General features: G+C 35.0%; 15 protein-coding genes and 1 tRNA gene. 11 read left to right on the top strand and 5 right to left on the bottom strand.

All coding sequences use genetic code 11. From position 1 onward, the window contains the following. Positions 1-8 precede the first annotated feature (8 nt). The 7 genes from FYC62_RS10640 (at position 9) to FYC62_RS10610 (ending at position 9,637) form a co-directional block, all read left to right on the top strand. Entirely contained in the window at positions 9-2,129 is a 2,121-nt protein-coding gene (locus tag FYC62_RS10640) for a bifunctional aldolase/short-chain dehydrogenase (RefSeq protein ID WP_149074921.1), read from the top strand. An 89-nt stretch (positions 2,130-2,218) separates the two neighbouring features. Then, positions 2,219-3,493: a sugar isomerase gene (locus tag FYC62_RS10635; protein ID WP_149074920.1), complete on the top strand. Its 1,275-nt coding sequence runs from the start codon at positions 2,219-2,221 to the stop codon at positions 3,491-3,493. A gap of 194 nt (positions 3,494-3,687) precedes the next feature. After that, positions 3,688-5,073 (top strand): FGGY-family carbohydrate kinase, encoded by a 1,386-nt coding sequence (locus FYC62_RS10630; RefSeq protein ID WP_149074919.1) that lies wholly within the window; start codon positions 3,688-3,690, stop codon positions 5,071-5,073. Between the two features lie 148 nt (positions 5,074-5,221). Beyond that, complete coding sequence (locus tag FYC62_RS10625) at positions 5,222-7,123, top strand: DUF1800 domain-containing protein (RefSeq protein WP_149074918.1); 1,902 nt, start codon at positions 5,222-5,224, stop codon at positions 7,121-7,123. Positions 7,124-7,143: 20 nt separating this feature from the next. Further along, positions 7,144-8,412, top strand: a complete 1,269-nt coding sequence (locus FYC62_RS10620) for a DUF1501 domain-containing protein (protein ID WP_149074917.1) — start codon at positions 7,144-7,146, stop codon at positions 8,410-8,412. 194 nt (positions 8,413-8,606) lie between these two features. Then, positions 8,607-8,680: transfer RNA gene (locus tag FYC62_RS10615), tRNA-Asn, on the top strand. 420 nt (positions 8,681-9,100) lie between these two features. After that, entirely contained in the window at positions 9,101-9,637 is a 537-nt protein-coding gene (locus tag FYC62_RS10610) for a hypothetical protein (protein ID WP_240534714.1), read from the top strand. 151 nt (positions 9,638-9,788) lie between these two features. Here FYC62_RS10610 and recA read toward each other — a convergent pair whose 3' ends face one another. From recA to FYC62_RS10590, 4 genes are all read right to left on the bottom strand, one after another. Beyond that, the gene (recA, locus tag FYC62_RS10605) at positions 9,789-10,802 is read right to left on the bottom strand and encodes a recombinase RecA (protein WP_149074915.1); all 1,014 of its coding nucleotides are present in this window, start codon (positions 10,800-10,802) and stop codon (positions 9,789-9,791) included. A gap of 92 nt (positions 10,803-10,894) precedes the next feature. Next, on the bottom strand, positions 10,895-11,647 hold the full coding sequence (gene nth / locus FYC62_RS10600; RefSeq protein ID WP_149074914.1) for an endonuclease III: 753 nt from the start codon (positions 11,645-11,647) through the stop codon (positions 10,895-10,897). Positions 11,648-11,655: 8 nt separating this feature from the next. After that, positions 11,656-12,708 (bottom strand): TerC family protein, encoded by a 1,053-nt coding sequence (locus tag FYC62_RS10595; RefSeq protein ID WP_149074913.1) that lies wholly within the window; start codon positions 12,706-12,708, stop codon positions 11,656-11,658. A 3-nt stretch (positions 12,709-12,711) separates the two neighbouring features. Next, positions 12,712-13,683: a polyprenyl synthetase family protein gene (locus tag FYC62_RS10590; protein WP_149074912.1), complete on the bottom strand. Its 972-nt coding sequence runs from the start codon at positions 13,681-13,683 to the stop codon at positions 12,712-12,714. Between the two features lie 123 nt (positions 13,684-13,806). Here FYC62_RS10590 and FYC62_RS10585 point away from each other — a divergent pair, with 123 nt between their 5' ends. The 3 genes from FYC62_RS10585 (at position 13,807) to FYC62_RS10575 (ending at position 15,175) form a co-directional block, all read left to right on the top strand. Beyond that, a complete protein-coding gene (locus tag FYC62_RS10585) occupies positions 13,807-14,361 on the top strand; it encodes a hypothetical protein (protein WP_149074911.1) in 555 nt (184 codons plus the stop codon). 147 nt (positions 14,362-14,508) lie between these two features. After that, positions 14,509-14,811 (top strand): nucleotidyltransferase family protein, encoded by a 303-nt coding sequence (locus FYC62_RS10580; protein WP_149074910.1) that lies wholly within the window; start codon positions 14,509-14,511, stop codon positions 14,809-14,811. Between the two features lie 100 nt (positions 14,812-14,911). Next, positions 14,912-15,175 (top strand): HepT-like ribonuclease domain-containing protein, encoded by a 264-nt coding sequence (locus FYC62_RS10575; protein WP_205943848.1) that lies wholly within the window; start codon positions 14,912-14,914, stop codon positions 15,173-15,175. A 56-nt stretch (positions 15,176-15,231) separates the two neighbouring features. Here the strand turns inward: FYC62_RS10575 and FYC62_RS10570 are convergent, their stop codons facing one another. Beyond that, positions 15,232-16,071, bottom strand: a complete 840-nt coding sequence (locus FYC62_RS10570; RefSeq protein ID WP_149074909.1) for an endonuclease/exonuclease/phosphatase family protein — start codon at positions 16,069-16,071, stop codon at positions 15,232-15,234. Positions 16,072-16,169: 98 nt separating this feature from the next. Between FYC62_RS10570 and FYC62_RS10565 the strand changes: the two genes are divergently transcribed. Then, positions 16,170-19,049 carry a triple tyrosine motif-containing protein gene (locus tag FYC62_RS10565; RefSeq protein WP_149074908.1) on the top strand — a complete coding sequence of 960 codons (2,880 nt, stop codon included), beginning with the start codon at positions 16,170-16,172 and terminating at the stop codon, positions 19,047-19,049. The last annotated feature ends 158 nt before the right edge of the window (positions 19,050-19,207 follow it).

Raw genomic sequence — 19,207 nt, 5'->3', positions numbered from 1 at the left:
AGCATATTATGTCTTTTGATACAAAGCAATTTAAACACGTAAGCTATTTATGGGATGAAGCCGAAGCAGCAAAGCTAGCAGGAGATGAAGTAGCGTTATTAATTTACCGTTCAAATTTATTAGGAGCAGATTTAAGGCTTACTAATTACGGTGGAGGAAATACATCTTGTAAAGCTATTGCAAAAGATCCGTTAACAGGAGCAGATACCGAAATCATGTGGATTAAAGGTTCTGGTGGAGATATAGGTACCCTAAAGAAAAGCGGATTAGCAGCTTTATATGTAGACCGTTTACGTAATTTAAAAAATATATACCGTGGTGTAGCTTATGAGGATGAAATGGTTGAACTTTTTAACCATTGTATTTACGATTTAGCTTCTAAAGCACCTTCTATAGATACGCCTTTACATGGTTTCTTGCCATTTAAACATATAGACCATTTACACCCCGATGCAGCTATTGCTATCGCGGCAGCAAAAGATGGTAAAAAAATCACTCAAGAATTATTTAACGGAGAAATTGGTTGGGTAGAGTGGAAAAAACCAGGTTTTGAACTAGGCTTACAATTGAAGCAATGTTTAGATGAGAACCCTGGTATTAAAGGTATTATGTTGGGCTCACATGGTTTGTTTACTTGGGGAGATACGGCTTACGAAAGCTATATCAATACCTTAGAGGTGATAGAGAAATGTGCTGAATATCTAGAGCAAAATTATGGTAAAAAAGGACCTGTTTTTGGCGGACAAAAAATACAAAGTCTTCCAGAAGACCAACGTAAGAAACAAGCAGCTGCTTTAGCACCCATTTTACGTGGTTTTTGCTCAAGCGAGAGAAGTATGATTGGACATTTTACTGATGATGCTAGAGTGCTAGAGTTTATCAATTCTCATGATTTAGATAGGTTAGCACCACTAGGAACCAGTTGTCCAGACCATTTCTTAAGAACTAAAATTAGTCCTTTAGTATTAGACTTAAAGCCAGAGCAAGATTTATCAGACGTAAAAGCTATAAAAGAGCAATTAGCGCCAGCTTTTGAAGCTTATCGTAACATGTATACTGCCTATTACGAGACTTGCAAGCATGATAATAGCCCAGCTATAAGAGATGCTAATCCGGTAATTATATTATACCCAGGTGTAGGTTTATTCTCTTTCTCAAAAGATAAACAAACTACCCGCGTAGCGGCAGAATTTTATACCAATGCTATTAATGTAATGAAGGGTGCTGAAGCTATTTCAGAATATACCTCATTACCAAGACAAGAAGCTTTTGATATTGAGTACTGGTTGCTAGAAGAAGCTAAATTACAACGTATGCCTAAGCCTAAGTCTTTATCAGGACGTATTGCTTTAATTACAGGTAGTGCCGGTGGTATAGGTAAAGCTATTGCAAAGAAATTTGTAGAAGAAGGTGCTGTAGTTATTTTAAACGATATGAATGCAGAGCGTTTAGCTAGTGCAGGCGAAGAGTTTAAAAAGCTTTACGGGAAAGATTCTTATACAACAGCAGTTTTAGATGTTACCAATGATAGCCAAATACAAGAAGCTTTAGAAGTAGCTGCTTTGGCTTTTGGCGGGGTAGATTTAATTGTTAATAATGCTGGTTTATCTATCTCAAAATCTATAGAAGACCATACCGATAAAGATTGGGATTTACTTTACGATGTATTGGTAAAAGGCCAATTTAAAATTACCCAAGCAAGTGTAGCAATCATGCGTAAGCAAAATATTGGTGGCGATATCATCAATATTGTAAGTAAAAACGCTTTAGTTTCTGGTCCAAATAACGCTGGTTATGGTTCTGCAAAAGCTGCACAATTACATTTAAGTAGGTTAAATGCTGCAGAATTAGGTGCTGATAAAATCCGTGTAAACGTGGTTAACCCTGATGCCGTAATCTCTGATAGTAATATCTGGGCTGGTGGCTGGGCAGAAGGCAGAGCAAAAGCTTATGGCGTTAAAGTAGAAGAATTACCTGCTTATTACGCAAAACGTACTTTATTAAACGAGATTATTTTACCAGAAGATATTGCTAACGCTTGTTTCGCATTTGCTGGTGGTTTATTAAATAAATCAACCGGTAATGTATTAAATGTTGATGGTGGTGTTGCCATGGCATTTGTAAGATAAAAGCAGCAATTAAAGACCGATTAAGAACAATTGCTACGGTTTCTTAATCGGTTATTTTTTTATTACATTAATAAAAACCAATTACAAGCATGTTGATAGAAAAAAGTCAGATAGAACAACATAATAGCGATAATCAAGCATCACATCAAAAAAGGTTTGATTTTATTAAGTCAGAAATTCCTCAGGTAGAGGCTGTTATCCAAAAATTAATTGATTTTCAAATAGCTATCCCTAGCTGGGCTTTAGGTACAGGCGGTACGCGTTTCGGTAGGTTTTCTGGCGGTGGCGAGCCTCGTAACTTAGAAGAAAAAATTGCTGATATTGGCTTGTTACATAAATTAAACCAATCTAGTGGTGCTATATCTTTACATATTCCTTGGGATATCCCTCAAGATTATGACGCTATAAAAAATCTTACGGCAAGTCATGGTTTACGTTTTGATGCCATGAACTCTAACACCTTTCAAGATCAAAAAGGACAAGAGTTAAGCTATAAATTTGGGTCATTACAGCATGTAAATAAAGCGGTAAGAAAACAAGCTATTGAGCACAATATTGAGGTTATTAAACAAGGTTTAGCTTTAGGTTCAGATTCTTTAACCGTTTGGTTAGCAGATGGTTCTTGCTTTCCTGGGCAATTAAACTTTAGAAAAGCTTTCCAAAATACTTTAGAAAGCTTACAAGAAATATATGCAGCCTTACCAAAAGATTGGAAAATGTTTGTAGAGTATAAAGCTTTCGAACCAAATTTCTATTCGATGACGGTTGGAGATTGGGGACAATCTTTATTATTTGCCAATAAACTAGGTCCGCAGGCTTATACTTTGGTAGATTTAGGTCACCATTTACCAAATGCCAATATAGAGCAAATCGTTTCTTTATTATTGATGGAAGGTAAACTAGGTGGTTTCCATTTCAACGATTCTAAATATGGCGATGACGATTTAACCGCAGGAAGCTTAAAACCATATCAGTTATTCTTAATATTTAACGAATTGGTAGAGGGTATGGATGCTAAAAACATGAACCACGCCAAAGATTTAGGTTGGATGATTGATGCATCGCATAACGTAAAAGATCCGTTAGAAGATTTATTACAGTCTGTTGAAGCTATCATGATTGCTTATACGCAAGCTTTATTGGTTGATAGAAAAGCTTTACAACAAGCTCAAGAAGAAAACGATACAGTTAAATGTCAGGAAATATTACAAAATGTTTTCCGTACCGATGTTAGAGCAATTGTAGCAGAAGCTCGTTTACGTTCTGGTGCAGCTTTAGATCCTGTGGCAGCTTACAGAAAGTTAGCCGTAAGACAAGAACTCATCAAAGAAAGAGGAGCTGTAACGGTAGCAACCGGACTTTAATATTTTAGATTTTAGAATGACGATTTTAGATTGGTTCCTGAAGAGAGAGCTTAGATTTTAGAATGACGATTTTAGATTGATTTCTGAAGAATTTAGAGTTTAAATGACGATTTATATTGAAGACTTTAAACTCTAAAATTTTCACTTTCAACTTAATACTTACAACCATTAACTTAATACTTTCAACTTAAAAAATGCTTATCCCCGTTATTGCTGTTTTTGATGTAGGTAAAACCAATAAAAAGCTTTTCCTTTTTGATGAGCAATACCATATTGTTTATGAAAAATCAGCTCGTTTTTTAGAAACCAAAGACGAAGATGGAGACAGCTGCGAGAATTTAGACAGCCTTAGATTATCAGTTTTTGATTCTTTAAATGAAGTTTTAAAAATCAATAAATACGATATCAAAGCCATTAATTTTTCTACTTACGGGGCAAGTTTTGTATACCTAGATGAGGAAGGAAAACCCTTAACGCCACTTTATAATTATTTAAAACCTTATCCAAAGGATTTAGAAGAGCTGTTTTATAAAACACATGGTAGTCCACAAAAAATAGCACAAGAAACGGCATCACCAGCCTCGGGTAGTTTAAACTCTGGAATGCAATTGTACCGTATCAAGTATCAAAAACCTGATATTTTTCAGCAGATAAAACATGTTTTGCATCTTCCGCAGTACATGAGCAATTTAATCACTGGTAAATATTTTACCGATATGACCAGTGTTGGATGCCATACTCAACTATGGGATTTCAATAAAAAAGATTATCACCAATGGGTTTATGATGAACAATTGGTAGAAAAGCTTCCTGAAATTTTTCCTGCTGATGATGTTATTGAAGCCTCTTTTATGGGTAAAACTTATAAAACAGGTGTAGGTTTACATGATAGCTCAGCAGCTTTGATTCCTTATTTGGTAAATTTTAAAGAGCCTTTTGTATTGCTTTCTACAGGTACATGGTGTATTAGTCTTAATCCGTTTAACGAAAGCCCTTTAACCTCGCAAGAGTTAGAGAACGATTGCTTGGCTTACATAGCTTATCATGGGAAACCTGTAAAAGCTTCAAGATTATTTGCAGGGTTCGAGTTAGAACAGCAAAGTAAAAGAATAGCAGCACATTTTAAGGTAGATGCGCTTATTTTTAGAACCATGCCTTTTGATGCTCAATTGGCAGCGCAATTAAAAGAGCGTTTTAAAAATGAAGAGCAAGCATCAGCAATTTTACCAAAGCAATCTCAATTTGGTGATAGAGATTTAAGCAGTTTTGCAAATGAGAAAGAAGCTTATCATCAGTTAGTTGCAGATATTATTGATTTACAATCGCAATCCACAGCTTTAATCATCAAAGGTTCTGCCATAAGGAAAATATTTGTAGATGGCGGTTTTTCAAAAAATACCATTTATATGAATTTATTGGCAAGAGCATTCCCTCAGATAGAAGTTTATGCCGCCGCCATGGCTCAAGCAACGGCTTTAGGAGCTGCGGTAGCCATACATCAACATTGGAATACAAAAGCTCTTCCTAATGATATTATAGAGTTGAAATATTACTCAGTCAATCAGCCGGTATTAGGTTAATTTTAAAAATATTTTATTTATTCCTTAATAGCGTTCTCTAATCAGAAGAGCGCTTTTTTTTGAAATAACTTTCCTGTTTCATCGTTGGTTAAACCTATCCTATTTTATCATGTCTTAAATACATTATTACTTTATAAACCACAGATTTATGAAAATTGCTTTTCGTTATTTCAGTATAACCGCATTAATAGTTACTAGTTTAATAGTACTAGCTTCTTTCACAAAAGAAAAGTCTGGAAGAGCAAATTTTTCTTTTCCTTATAAGCAGGCAGGTTTAACGGAGCGTGAAGCTGCGGCACATCTATTAGGCAGATTTACTTATGGCATTAAACCTGGTGAGATAGATGCTGTTTTAAAAATAGGACTTGAAAAATGGTTTGCCAGTCAACTAAAAGCAAATTTAGAGGATAAAGAGCTAAAGCAGATGCTAGATAAGTATGATGCACTTCAACTTTCTAACGCACAAGTTGTAGAAAAATACCCAAGAGGTGGAGTTGCAATTAGAATGGCTATTAAAGATGGTTATGTTCATAAAGATTCTGTAGACCAAAACAGAGCAGATTATCGCCAAATCATCAAAAAATATATGGATGAAAAGGGCTTAAGACCTCAACAAGAGCTTTATAGACAATTTATCAGTCAAAAAATCCTGAGAGCGGCTTACTCACAAAATCAAGTTCAAGAGGTTTTAACCGAGTTTTGGTTTAACCATTTCAATGTTTCTTTAGATAAAGGGCAATGTGCCGAGTTTATTCCTGCTTATGAGCGAGATGTTATTAGGCCAAATGTATTTCAGGATTTTAATGTTTTACTACTAGCAACCGCAAAATCTCCGGCAATGTTAAGGTATTTAGATAATTTTTCTAGTGCTGGCCCTATGGAGATGCCTAAAAATGCAAAAGTTAAAAAACCAGCTAACAATAACCGAGGCTTAAATGAAAATTATGCCAGAGAGGTAATGGAGTTGCATACTTTAGGTGTTGATGGAGGCTACAATCAGCAAGATGTTACCCAAGCTGCCCGTGTATTAACCGGGTGGACGATAGCGCCTATGAATGATGGCTACTCTGATGGGATGAAGAAAATCATGGAAAACTCATCCAAAGAGAAGCTTCTAAGTACTGGTTATGTATTAGATGGTGATTTCATGTTTGTGCCTAACCGTCATGATAAAGGAGAGAAAACCGTTTTAGATAAATATTTCCCAGAAGGTGGCGGTTATGAAGAAGGCGTTACTTTATTAAATATGCTGGCTAATCATCCTTCAACAGCTAAATTTATTTCACGCAAATTGGCAGTGCGTTTTGTTAGCGATAATCCTCCACAAAGTCTTATCGATAAAATGGCTAAAACTTTCCGCGAGAAAAAAGGCAATCTAAGAGAAGTGATGATAACCATGGTTACAGCTTCAGAATTTTGGAACAAAGAAGCTTTAAGAGAAAAAACTAAATCTCCTTTTGAGCTAGCTATGAGTGCCGTAAGAAGCTTAGATGCAGAAATTACTCAGCCTTACCAATTATTTACATGGATAAATAAAATGGGGCAAAAAATATATTATTACCAAGCACCAACCGGTTTCCCAGATAGAGCAGCTTATTGGATAAATACAGGTTCATTATTAAACAGAATGAATTTTGGTTTAGCTATTGCATCGCAAAAAATACCAGGGATAAAATTCAATATTCAGGCTTTAAACCAAAACAGAGAGCCAGAAAGTGCAGAAGCAGCTTTGTATACCTATAGCAAGATCATGATGCCAGAGCGCAACGTACATGAAACGGTAAAAAGGTTAAAACCTATGGTGAACGACCCAGAATTGATTAAAAAAGTAGAAGCTGCGGCCAACAAAAATCAGGTTAAAACCGAGAATATGATGATGAATGAAGAAGCTTCTTTAGGTGAAGATATGATGGGTATGCAAGCTATGAAAGAGAAAAATCAAGCAAAGCCAACTCAGCCTAAGCCAACTATACAAGCTAATGCAGGTAGCAATATGTTAGCACAAGTAGTTGGGGTTATCATTGGTTCGCCAGAGTTTCAACGTAAATAAGAAATTAAAATATTAAGGATATGACATCAAGGAGAGGATTTATAAAAGCAGGTGGTTTAGCTCTTTTTGGGATAGGTATTGGAGGTATTCCAACCTTCTTATCAGAAGCTGTAGCAGGAATCAGAGAGCCGGGTTTATTTCAACGTCGTAAAATACTAGTTTGTATTTTTCAACGTGGTGCTATGGATGGTTTAATGGCAGTAACGCCATTTAATGATGAATATTTAAAGGCTGCAAGACCAACATTATTCATGTCGCCAGTTAAAGCGGCTAATGAAAAACCTTTGATAGATTTAGACGGAAATTTTGGTTTACATCCATCAATGGCAGCTTTTGAGCAAGTTTTTAGAGAGAAAAGAATGGGCATTGTACATGGTATTGGCTCGCCAAATACTACTCGCTCACATTTTGATGCTCAGGATTATATGGAATCTGGTACGCCTTTCAAAAAAGGAACGCCTAGCGGTTGGTTAAACAGGGCGGTGGGCTTACTTGGTCATGAAACGGCTACGCCATTTCAGGCAGTAAGTTTAACATCCTCTTTACCACGTTCTTTTTATGGAGATAATCCTTCTTTAGCTATCAGTAATCTTCAGGATTTTAATATCCAGATGAGAGGAAACCAAGCAAGTGCTAATATGGCAGCTAAGAATTTTGAAGATTTATACGATCAAACATCTTCTGAGCTATTGAAAAATACAGGTAAAGAAAGTTTTGAGGCTATTAAAATGCTTCAAAAAACCGATACCAAAAATTATAAGCCAGCTAATGGCGCCGTGTACCCTACATCATCTTTAGGAAATTCGTTAAAACAAATAGCTCAGCTCATTAAAATGAATGTTGGTTTAGAGGTGGCTTTCGCCGAGTCTGGCGGTTGGGATACCCACTTTAACCAAGGTACAGATACCGGTATTTTCGCTAGAAATGTAAATGATTTAAGCGATAGTATCATGGCTTTTTGGACAGATATGGGCACTTTACAAGATGATGTTACGGTAATGACGATGACTGAATTTGGACGTACCGTTAAACAAAACGGAACTGGAGGAACAGACCACGGAAGAGCATCATGTAATTTTATTTTAGGTAATGATGTTAAAGGTGGCTTAGTACATGGTAAAGTGGCACCATTATCTGTAGAAAATTTAGAAGATGGAAGAGATTTGGCCGTAACTACAGATTTTAGAAGTGTATTTAGTGAAGTTGCTGCAAAACATTTGAAAGTAAATGATCATGCTCAATTATTTCCAGACTGGAATGGCAGTACCATTGGTGTTATGAAATCTTAAAATGATGAAATTTCCATAAAAAGCCCGATATGAAAATATGGGGCTTTTTTATGGAAAAATCTGTATATCAAACAGATGAGATGATTGAATTTTTTAGCTTCTAAAATTGTGAATATTATTGATGATTTTTTTTCTAGAATTAAAATCAATTGATATATTTGCGCCACAGTTGCAAACACGTTTTGTACACACGATCCCGAATAGCTCAGCTGGTTAGAGCATCTGACTGTTAATCAGAGGGTCGCTGGTTCGAGCCCAGCTTCGGGAGCTTGAAAGGTTGAGTACTACCCAACTTTACTCAAGAAAATTGTCGGAATTTATAAAGCCCATCATAAAAAGTGATGGGCTTTTTGTTTTATTTCGTTTTTTGTACCTTTGATTATATGGTACGTGATAAATTCAAACCTTTATTTGAACGTTCACTAAGAGAGCAATCTCAAGTGTTGGCACCTCATGTAGCAGAAGTTCAGACAATCAATCTTCGTATGGGGCTTTACAATAGTTATCGAAATGAACTTTGCATAAGCAAAGATTTATTCATACATGAGTATCCCGATCATAAGTTATTGGTGCGCATAGACGCTTTAACAGGCGCCACGATGACCGTAAAGGTTATTGGATGATACGGCCTCAATTATATGTTTTCGCAGGGCCTAATGGCGCAGGTAAGAGTACGCTCTCTGCTTCAATGGTTTCTCCCGGTACATCTGTTTTTGATGGAGATATAGTATTTCAAAATCTGAAAAATATTTATACAGATTTAGATGAAAGCCTATTATGGGCTAATGTTAACGATGTTGCTTTTGCAAAATGGAAAGAAACTTCTCTTTCATCTGGAGCCGATGCGGCTTTTGAAACTAATTTTAGAAGTAAAGAAATAATAAAAACGGTTGAGCGTTTTGCTACAACGGGTTTTGAAACTCGTTTGTTTTTCATGGGGCTGGATTCTGTAGAAGCAAGCATCGATAGGGTAAAACTTCGCGTGGCAAAAGGAGGACACAATGTTTCTTTGGAATATATTAATATCAACTACATTAAAAGTCTTGAAAATCTATATAGATATTATAGTTTTTTTACATCTGTACACTTGTTCCAAAATTTCTCTCCTCCTCATGAACAAGTAATAATGACACCTTTGATGAATATACATTGTGGTCAGATTGTTGAAGTCAATCAAATATTGCCAGATTGGGCAGCTCATCTACATTCCCTTATCGTTGCTTAAATATGTGTTAAAACCATTATTATTAGAATTGATTTTAATTCTTTTATGGTAAGGCTTTATTTTTTTAGCTTGTTTTAGTATTTCATTAAAAACCAAAAAAGCCTCAAAAATTATTTTTTGAGGCTTTTGTATAGTATAGAAAGACAAAAGATTACTCTTTCTCTTCTAAGGGAGCAGCCGTTACAGCAGCTCTTATTTTAGCTTCTAGTTCATCAGAAAGTTCGGGGTTATCGTGTAATAATTGTTTAACACCGTCTCTTCCTTGGCCCAATTTGGTATCGCCGTAGCTAAACCAAGAACCTGCTTTTTTAATAATACCGTAATCTACGCCAAGGTCAATAATTTCACCCACTTTAGAAATACCTTCGCCAAACATAATGTCAAACTCGGCAATACGGAAAGGAGGAGCTACCTTATTTTTAACAATTTTAACCTTAACGCGGTTACCAGAAACTTCGTCGCTATCTTTTATCTGAGATATTCTTCTGATATCTAAACGTACAGAAGCGTAAAATTTCAAAGCGTTACCACCTGTAGTAGTTTCTGGGTTACCAAACATCACCCCAATTTTATCCCTTAACTGGTTGATGAAGATACAGCAGCACTTAGTTTTACTTATGGTTCCTGTTAACTTTCTTAATGCTTGAGACATTAAACGAGCCTGTAAGCCCATTTTAGAGTCGCCCATTTCGCCTTCTATCTCTCCTTTGGGTACAAGGGCAGCAACAGAGTCAATCACGATAACATCAATTGCACCAGAGCGAATTAAGTTATCTGCAATTTCTAAGGCTTGCTCACCATTATCTGGCTGTGAGATTAAAAGGTTTTCTATATCAACACCTAATTTTTTAGCGTAAAATTGGTCAAAGGCATGCTCAGCATCAACTATAGCAGCTATACCGCCAGCTTTTTGTGCTTCTGCAATTACATGTGTTGCTAAAGTTGTTTTACCAGATGATTCTGGACCGTATATTTCTATAACTCTACCTTTTGGTAAACCTCCAATTCCTAGGGCTATATCTAAACCAATAGAACCTGTAGAAATAGCTTCCATTGGTTCTATTGCAGCATCTCCTAATTTCATTACGGTGCCTTTACCGTATGATTTTTCTAGTTTATCCAGCGTAAGCTGTAGGGCTTTTAATTTTTCGTTTGAGGCACTCATGTATATCTTTTAATGAATATGAAAAACAATAATACTAATTTTTTAGCAAATATAAAATATTTCTGTTATTCTCAAATGTAATGAATAGAAAATTATTTAATAGCTCTTTTTTTCAACTCTTTAGCTACTTGTTTCTTCTTGGCTAGCTTTTTCTTTAGTGCAGCTTTTTTCAATTCGGCTTGTTCTTTTCTTAACAAAGCAGCTGGTGTATTTTGTAAAGCATAATATTTGCAGAAATAGCTGATAGGGCAAATCTCGCATTTTGGATTTCTAGCAATACAAACATACCTGCCATGTAAAATAAGCCAGTGGTGTGCAATATGTATTTTATCTTGAGGGAGGTATTTGGTTAATTGCTTTTCTACAGCTAAAGGCGTTTTTGCTGCTGATGTTAAGCCTAAACGATTAGATACCCTGAAAACATGTGTATCTACCGCCATGGTAGGGGCATTATAAATAACCGATGCAATAACATTGGCTGTTTTACGGCCAACACCTGGCATTTTCTGTAAATCTTTTACATCTTCTGGTACAATACCGCCAAACTCTTCTACCAGAATTTTAGCCATACCCACCAAATGTTTTGATTTATTGTTGGGGTAGCTAACAGAGCGTATATAAGTAAAAACTTCTTCTGCCGTTGATGTTGCTAAAGATTCTGGTGTTGGGTAACGCCCAAAAAGTTTTGGTGTTATTTGGTTGATACGCTTATCTGTACATTGTGCTGATAGGATAACCGCAATAAGCAATTCAAACGGATTGCTATAATGCAATTCTGTTTCTGCCTGCGGTTGATGTTGTGAAAAATAAGCTACAAATTCTTGATAACGCTCTTTCTTAAGCATAAAGCAACCTAATAAATTGTCTTTTCTCTTTTAGGAAATGCTAAAGAAGCAACAACGCTAATAACCAGTATACCAATAATGATATATAAAGAATGTGCTGTTGTAAAGCCCCATTCTTTTAGGTAATGATGCCCAAGCATTTTAATACCAATAAATACCAATAAGAAGGCTAAACCTGTTTTTAAGTAATGGAATTTATGTATCACATTTACCAATAAGAAAAACATAGAACGTAAGCCTAGTATGGCAAATATGTTAGAGAAAAATACAATGTATGGGTCTTTTGTTACCGCAAATATAGCCGGGATAGAATCTACCGCGAAAATTACATCTGTAAACTCTATAATTAATAAAACTAGAAATAGCGGAGTGATGTATTGTTTACCATCTACTTTATGGAAGAATTTATTGCCAACAAAATCTGGATAAACGGGGAAAAACTTAGAAGCTAGCTTTACTACTTTATGGTTTTCGGGGTCTATTTCATCGTCTCCTTCGCGGTTGATAAACATCATAATACCCGAGTAAATTAAGAATGCTCCAAAAAGATAAAGTATCCATCCGAATTTACTGATGAGGGTTGCGCCAATAAATATGAACAGGAAACGCATGATAACGGCACCTAAAATGCCCCAAAACAATACGCGGTGGTAATATTTTTCTTTTACACCGAAGGCAGAGAATATCAATACCATTACAAAAATATTATCTACAGAAAGGGCGTACTCAATAACATAGCCTGTAATAAATTCAAGAGATAAATTGTTTTTGTATTTGATGAGGTTTTCTTCAAAGGAAGTGCCGTTTAAGACAATATTATGTTGGTTTTTTTGAACCACTTCTATCAAATGGGCTTCATCCTGAATATCATGAAGGATATGACCTTGTATCCTTAAAAAGAAATAAAAGCCTATTGCACAGCTTACCCAAATGGCACTCATGATACCGGCCTGCTTTAAAGATACGGGTTGGTCTTTTTTATTAAACAAACCTAAATCAAGGGCCAACATCAATATGATGAATAGGGCAAATGCGCCAAAAAATATAATTTCGTTACTCATGTATTATTTCTTTCTTTCTGTTGTAAAACGTACTAAATTTTCTAATCCTGTTAAGGATTCACTTGCAGGAAATTGAGCTAAAATTTTAAAAGCTTCTTCCTGATAGTTCATCATTTGCTGCTCGGCGTAAGCCAAACCGCCACTATTTCTAACAAAATTAATGATGGTGTTAATCTTATCTGGGTCATCATTGTGGTTTTTAACCAAGTTGATGATTCTCTTTTTCTCCGTTTTTTCTGCTTTGTTTAAGGCATATATCAGCGGAAGCGTAACCTTTTTCTCTTTAATATCTATACCTTTTGGTTTACCCACATCATCAACACCAAAATCAAATAAGTCATCTTTAATTTGAAAAGCTATACCAATTTTCTCTCCAAAAGTATGCATTTGCTGTATGGTTTCTTCTGTAGCACCGGCTGATGCTGCACCTGCCGCACAACAAGAGGCTATTAAGGAAGCTGTTTTTTGTCTGATAACTTCATAATAAACATCCTCACTAATATCCATACGGCGAACTTTTTCTACCTGAAGTAGTTCTCCCTCGCTCATTTGCTGTACTGCATCTGATACAATTTTGAGGATGGTAAATTCTTGGTTGTTTACAGATAATTGTAAGCCTTTGGCTAAGAGATAATCGCCAACTAAAACAGCAATTTTATTCTTCCAAAGGGCATTTACAGAGAAAAAACCTCTTCTTTCGAAAGAATTATCTACCACATCATCATGAACTAATGTTGCGGTATGTAGCAGTTCTACCAAAGCAGCACCACGGTAAGTAGACTCGGTTATGCCGCCGCAAACATTGGCAGCAAAGAATACAAACATCGGACGAATTTGCTTACCCTTCCTCTTTACAATATAATGCGTAATGCGGTCTAAAAGCGGAACTGAGCTTTGCATAGAAGTTTTAAACTTCTCTTCAAAAGCATCAATTTCTTTTTCTATGGGTTTTTTGATTTCGTCGAGTTTCAGCATCTTGAGTTAAACAAGCTTTGATACTTTGGGTTTGCAAACATAATGTAAAAAAGCGGATTTATACTTATGAAAGCAAAGCTTTAAGAAAAATTGTTTAATATTAAATCGAAAATTAAGAAGCACATGAGAATGATAAAAATATGGATGTTTATTGCCTTTAGTTTAGTAGCTGTATCGGCTTCGGCACAGATACAATCGGCTAAAAGATTTAACTTTTTTAACCGTACTGAGGTTTCTTATTCTTTAGCTATTAATGAGGTTTTGGGTACTTCTGGTATCAATGCATTTAGGATAAAAACCATTTTTGGAAAGCAAAATAACTTTTTTGGTATTGGTGCAGGAATTTCAACTGCAAGTTTTAATACTATTGACAGAAGTGGTGGAGGTAATTACAATACCATTTCTTTTTTAGCAGAAGCACACGCTTTCCCCTTTAAAAATGAGGATAGTGGGAATAATATTTTTGTTAAGGCTGCCGCCGGATATTCGCCTCGTGTTTTTAACGGCTATAACCAAGGTTTTACTTACGATGCAGGTTTAGGTTATATCATCACCACCAAAAAAGGAGGTAGGTTATTTATACAAGCTTTGTATTTACAGCAAAATTTAAGTCAGTTTAATTTTATTGAAACGGTAAAATTACAATCTGTAGGTCTTGGTGTAGGGGTAGGGTTTTAGGTTTGTGGGAGTAGAAAGTAAAGCGTAAAAAGTACTGAGTAGAAAGAACCTGAAATATGGGATTTAGAAAATGCTATGAAGGGTACAGCATTTGATAGTATATGCTGATATTTTTGAATATGGTATTTTAAAGATTTACTTTTGAGTATGAATATAGAAAAGTCTAAACTAAAGCAGATTAGGGAACTTTGCAAAGTAAATAAAGTAAAATCACTTTTTGCTTTTGGCTCAGTTATTCGAGATGACTATAATGAATCGTCAGATATAGATTTAGTAGTGGATTTTGATGAACAAGACCCATATAAGTATACTGATTTATATTTCAATCTAAAAACGAAGATAGAAGAGATTTTAACCAAGCAAATTGATTTACTTGAAGAAAGAGGAATCAAAAATCGCATTTTTAAGCAAGAACTAGAAAGTACAAAAGTTAAGATTTGTGGATATTAAAATCAGAACTTGGTTATTAGATATACAGCAGTGTATTGATGAAATATTTCTATTTATTGCAGATCAAAAGGATTTTAAAGCCTATCAGAAAGATTAAAAAATTAGAAATGCCGTTGAACGAAATTTAGAAATTATTGGAGAAGCAGTTAATCATATCATAAAAATGGATGCTAATTTCCAGTTTCAGAATGCGAAGAATATCATTGGAACCAGAAATAGAATAATTCACAGTTATGATAATATATCAGATGAATTAATCTGGACTATAGTTTGTAGAGATTTACCAGAGCTTAAACAGCAAGTGGATAAACTTCTAGGAAGTAATTTAATATTGTCTATATCATCTAACCACCTAACAATCTAACCACCTAACAAACTAACCACCTAACAAACTAACCACCTAACAAACTAACCACCTACTCAAAACCCAATTTCTACCAATATAGGGAAATGATCTGATGGGTATTTCCCCTGATAGCTATCTGTAAGCAAGCCCCATTTATGTGTTTTAAAATGTTTGCTAACAAAAACGTGGTCTATGATGCTATTACCTTTTAATTGAGCGCCAAAACCGTTAAAAGAATTACTGTTTGCATAAGGCTGTTTAACTTGTTTATAAGTGTCTTTTAAAATATCGCTATCTGCAATAATTAAATAAGGGTCGCTGCTGTGGTTTCCATTTAAGTCGCCAGTAAAAATTACAGGTTTATCTTTAACAATAGCTTTAATTTTCTCTAAAATAAGTTTGCTACTTTCTTTGCGGGCAGTAACGCCTTGGTGGTCATAATGAGCATTAAAGAAGTAAAAGCTTTTCTTCGTTTTTTTATCCTTTAAATAAACCCAAGAGCAAATGCGTTTACAACATTTAGCATCCCAACCTAAAGAAGGTGTTTCTGGTGTTTCTGATAACCAAAAATCGCCTTGCGCTAAAAGTTCAAATTTATCTTTTTTGTAGAGGATAGCCGAGTGCTCGCCAGCTTGTTGACCATCATCTCTACCCTTACCATAAACAGCATATTGCGGTAAAGCTTTTAAAATATCTTGTAATTGGTGATGAAAACCTTCTTGTGTGCCTAAAATATCAAAATCGTGAAACTCAATTAACTGACTAACAACCGCAGCTCTGTTTTTCCATTGGTTTTCTTTATCGGCTTCGGTATCTAGTCTGATGTTAAAAGTTCCGGCGGTGTAAGTTTGTGCAATACTTAGTTTACCTATGAAGGCAAGGAAAGTAAAAAATATCAGTAATTTAGTTTTCATAATCAATAATATTAAAACAAAGGCTTGGTTTATTTTCTTAAGAACAAAACGACCAACTTGTTAAAGTATTTTAAAATCTAAATATAAACAGAATAGTCATGCTAAAATCTATTGTAGCATTTATTTTATATTATCTTTTCGTTGTCTCAACCGTACTTGCTGAGATACAAAAAATAGGTGTTCCTTATGTAGAGAATTATGCCAAATCAGTATATCAGGCGGGTAACCAAAACTGGGGCATCACTATAGATGAACGAAACATCATGTATTATGGTAATTCTGAGGGATTGTTGTCTTTTGATGGTAGGTCTTGGCAATTACATCGTTTGCCCAATAAACTTATTGTACGTTCTGTAGCGGCCGACAAAAAAGGAAAAATTTTTACTGGTGCTTTTGGCGAGTTGGGCTATTGGTCTTACAACGAAAAAGCAATTTTAAAATATCATTCTATCACCCATTTAATACCTAAAAGCTTTAAGTTAAACGATGAGATTTGGAAGATTTATATAGATGGTAATCGGGTTATTTTTCAATCTTTTGCAGCGATATTAATTTATCAAAACAGTAAAATAGAGGTGTTGCGCTCTACCAACCCATACTTGTTTTTGTTGCAATCTGGCAAGCGTTTCTTTGTTGAGGAGCTAAAAAGAGGGCTACATGAGTTAAAAGGAAAACAGCTAAGTTTTATCAAAGGAAGTGAAATTTTAAGTGGTAGTGCTATATTATCGGCACTGCCTTTTAGTGATGGCTTGTCTTTAATTGGGACCTCTAAAAGTGGCTTGTTTTTATACGATGGCAATACAATAACACCATGGAAAGTACCAGCAAGCGATTTTTTAAAAGTAGCACAACTCAACAATGGTGTAAAAATATCAGAACAGTATTATGCTTTTGGGACTATTTTAGATGGGGTGGTAGTGATAGACAAAGCGGGTAATATTGTTCAGCACATCAATAAATCAAGCGGTTTGCAAAATAATACCGTTTTAAGCTTGTTTTTAGATGATGCACAAAACCTCTGGGCAGGTTTAGATAACGGTATTGATAGAATAGAGTTAAACTCGCCCTTATCTTTTTATTTTGATAAAGCAGGCGTTTTCGGAACGGTTTATTCTAGTATCATTTACGGAGGCAAAATCTATTTAGGAACCAACCAAGGTTTGTTCTATAGTAATTGGGATGCCAGCGGGAAAATGCAGAAGTTTAATTTTCAGCTTATCCCTAATTCGCAAGGACAAGTCTGGGAGCTTGCCGTTATTAACGGTGAATTGTATTGCGGCCATAACTCTGGAACTTTTAAAGTAAGCGGAGCTACTATCAGCAGAATATCGGCAGTAAACGGTGGTTGGACTTTAAAGAAGATGCCTTTACTTGCTGATAAACTTATTCAAGGTACTTATACAGGTTTGGTGATTTATAACCAAACACCAGCTAATACCTACCAATTTTCTCATAAAATTGATGGTTTTGGCGAGCCTTCTAGGTATGTAGAGCAAGATATTAAAGGTAATATATGGGTAAGCCAAGCTTATAAAGGTGTCTTTAAAATTAATTTAGGTGGAGATTTAAAGCGAGTAACCAAACTTAAAAACTATAGCGAGAAAGATGGTTTGCCGTCTAGTTATGGCATCAATATTTTCAATTTAGATGGCCGTATCATCTTCTCATCAGAAAAAGGATTTTATGTTTATGATGAGATAACAGATAAATTTAAGCGCTACCAAGAGCTTAACCAAAATTTAGGATCTTACGCAAAATCAAACAAAGTTATAAAGGCTAGTGATAATGTGTATTGGTTTATAGACCACGGTAGGGTGGCTTTAGTGAATTTTAAAGAAGCTGGTCAGGTTAAAATCGATTCTAATAAGTTTAGTGTTTTAGATGGGAGAATGGTTCAGGATTATGAAAACATATCCAAAATCAACAGTAATTTATACCTCATTAGTGTTGATGATGGCTTTGTGCTTTACAACCAAGAAAGCAAAGAGCAACAGCCTAAAATCCCATCAGTAGTTATTGGAAAGATAACCAATATTACAGGCTCTAATTTTTTAATCACAGGTAGTGGCTCGCTCAGTAAAAATATAGAGATACCAGCATCAGAAAGTAGCATCAGAATAAATTACGCTTTACCTTATTATAGGCAGGCAAATGTTCAATATCAATATTATTTAGAAGGTTTTTCTGATGATTGGTCTGAGTGGTCTAATCAATCGCAAAAAGACTTTACTAGTTTAAGTTTCGGTACTTATACTTTTAAGGTAAGAGCAAAAATTAATGAAACCATCATTACTCCAGAAACTGTTTTTGAGTTTGAGGTTTTACCACCACTTTATGCTAGTAAAACAGCTCTTTTTATTTATTTAGTTTTACTGATAGTAGCTGTTTACTTGATAAGAAAATCGTATTTCAGGAAGCTTATCAAACATCAAGAACGTATTAAACAACAATTACAGCAAGAAAAGGAAGAGCATCTTAAGCGTGAAGCATTAGCTAATGAGCAAAGGATGATAAAGCTTACTAACGAGAAGCTACAAGCAGAGTTAGAAAGTAAAAGCAGAGAAGTAACCAATTCTGCTATGAATATTGTTTATAAGAACGAATTGCTGCAGAAAATAAAAGACGAGCTCTCTAATCTGAAAGATGATTCAGGTAAAAAACTATCAGAAGAACGTTTGAGAAAGATTCAGAAAGTTATTGATGATGGTATGAGTGATGAGCGAGATTGGAATTTATTTGAAACCAGTTTCAACGAAACTCATGAAAACTTTTTCAAAAAACTAAAGTATAACCACCCCGATTTAGTACCTAATGATTTAAAGCTTTGTGCCTATTTAAGACTAAATATGAGCAGTAAAGAAATGGCATCTCTATTGAATATTAGTGTACGAGGTGTAGAGATTAGGAGATACCGCTTGCGTAAAAAACTAAACATTCCGCATGATAAAAATTTAGTAGAGTTTTTAATGGAACTCTAACACTACATCATTACCTCTCATAGTACTTTTAACGGCCCTAAATTTTTGATGTAGTAAGCAACATCATGATGTAGTTGTAAAAATAGCTCTGTAGTTATAAAAACGCATTTTTAGCTTTATAATGCATGTTTTTATGATGTATGAAATTGTCTTATTTT

The organism is Pedobacter aquae, from assembly GCF_008195825.1.
GTDB classification, from domain to species: Bacteria; Bacteroidota; Bacteroidia; order Sphingobacteriales; family Sphingobacteriaceae; genus Pseudopedobacter; species Pseudopedobacter aquae.
This window is presented reverse-complemented; position numbering and strand designations above follow the sequence as displayed.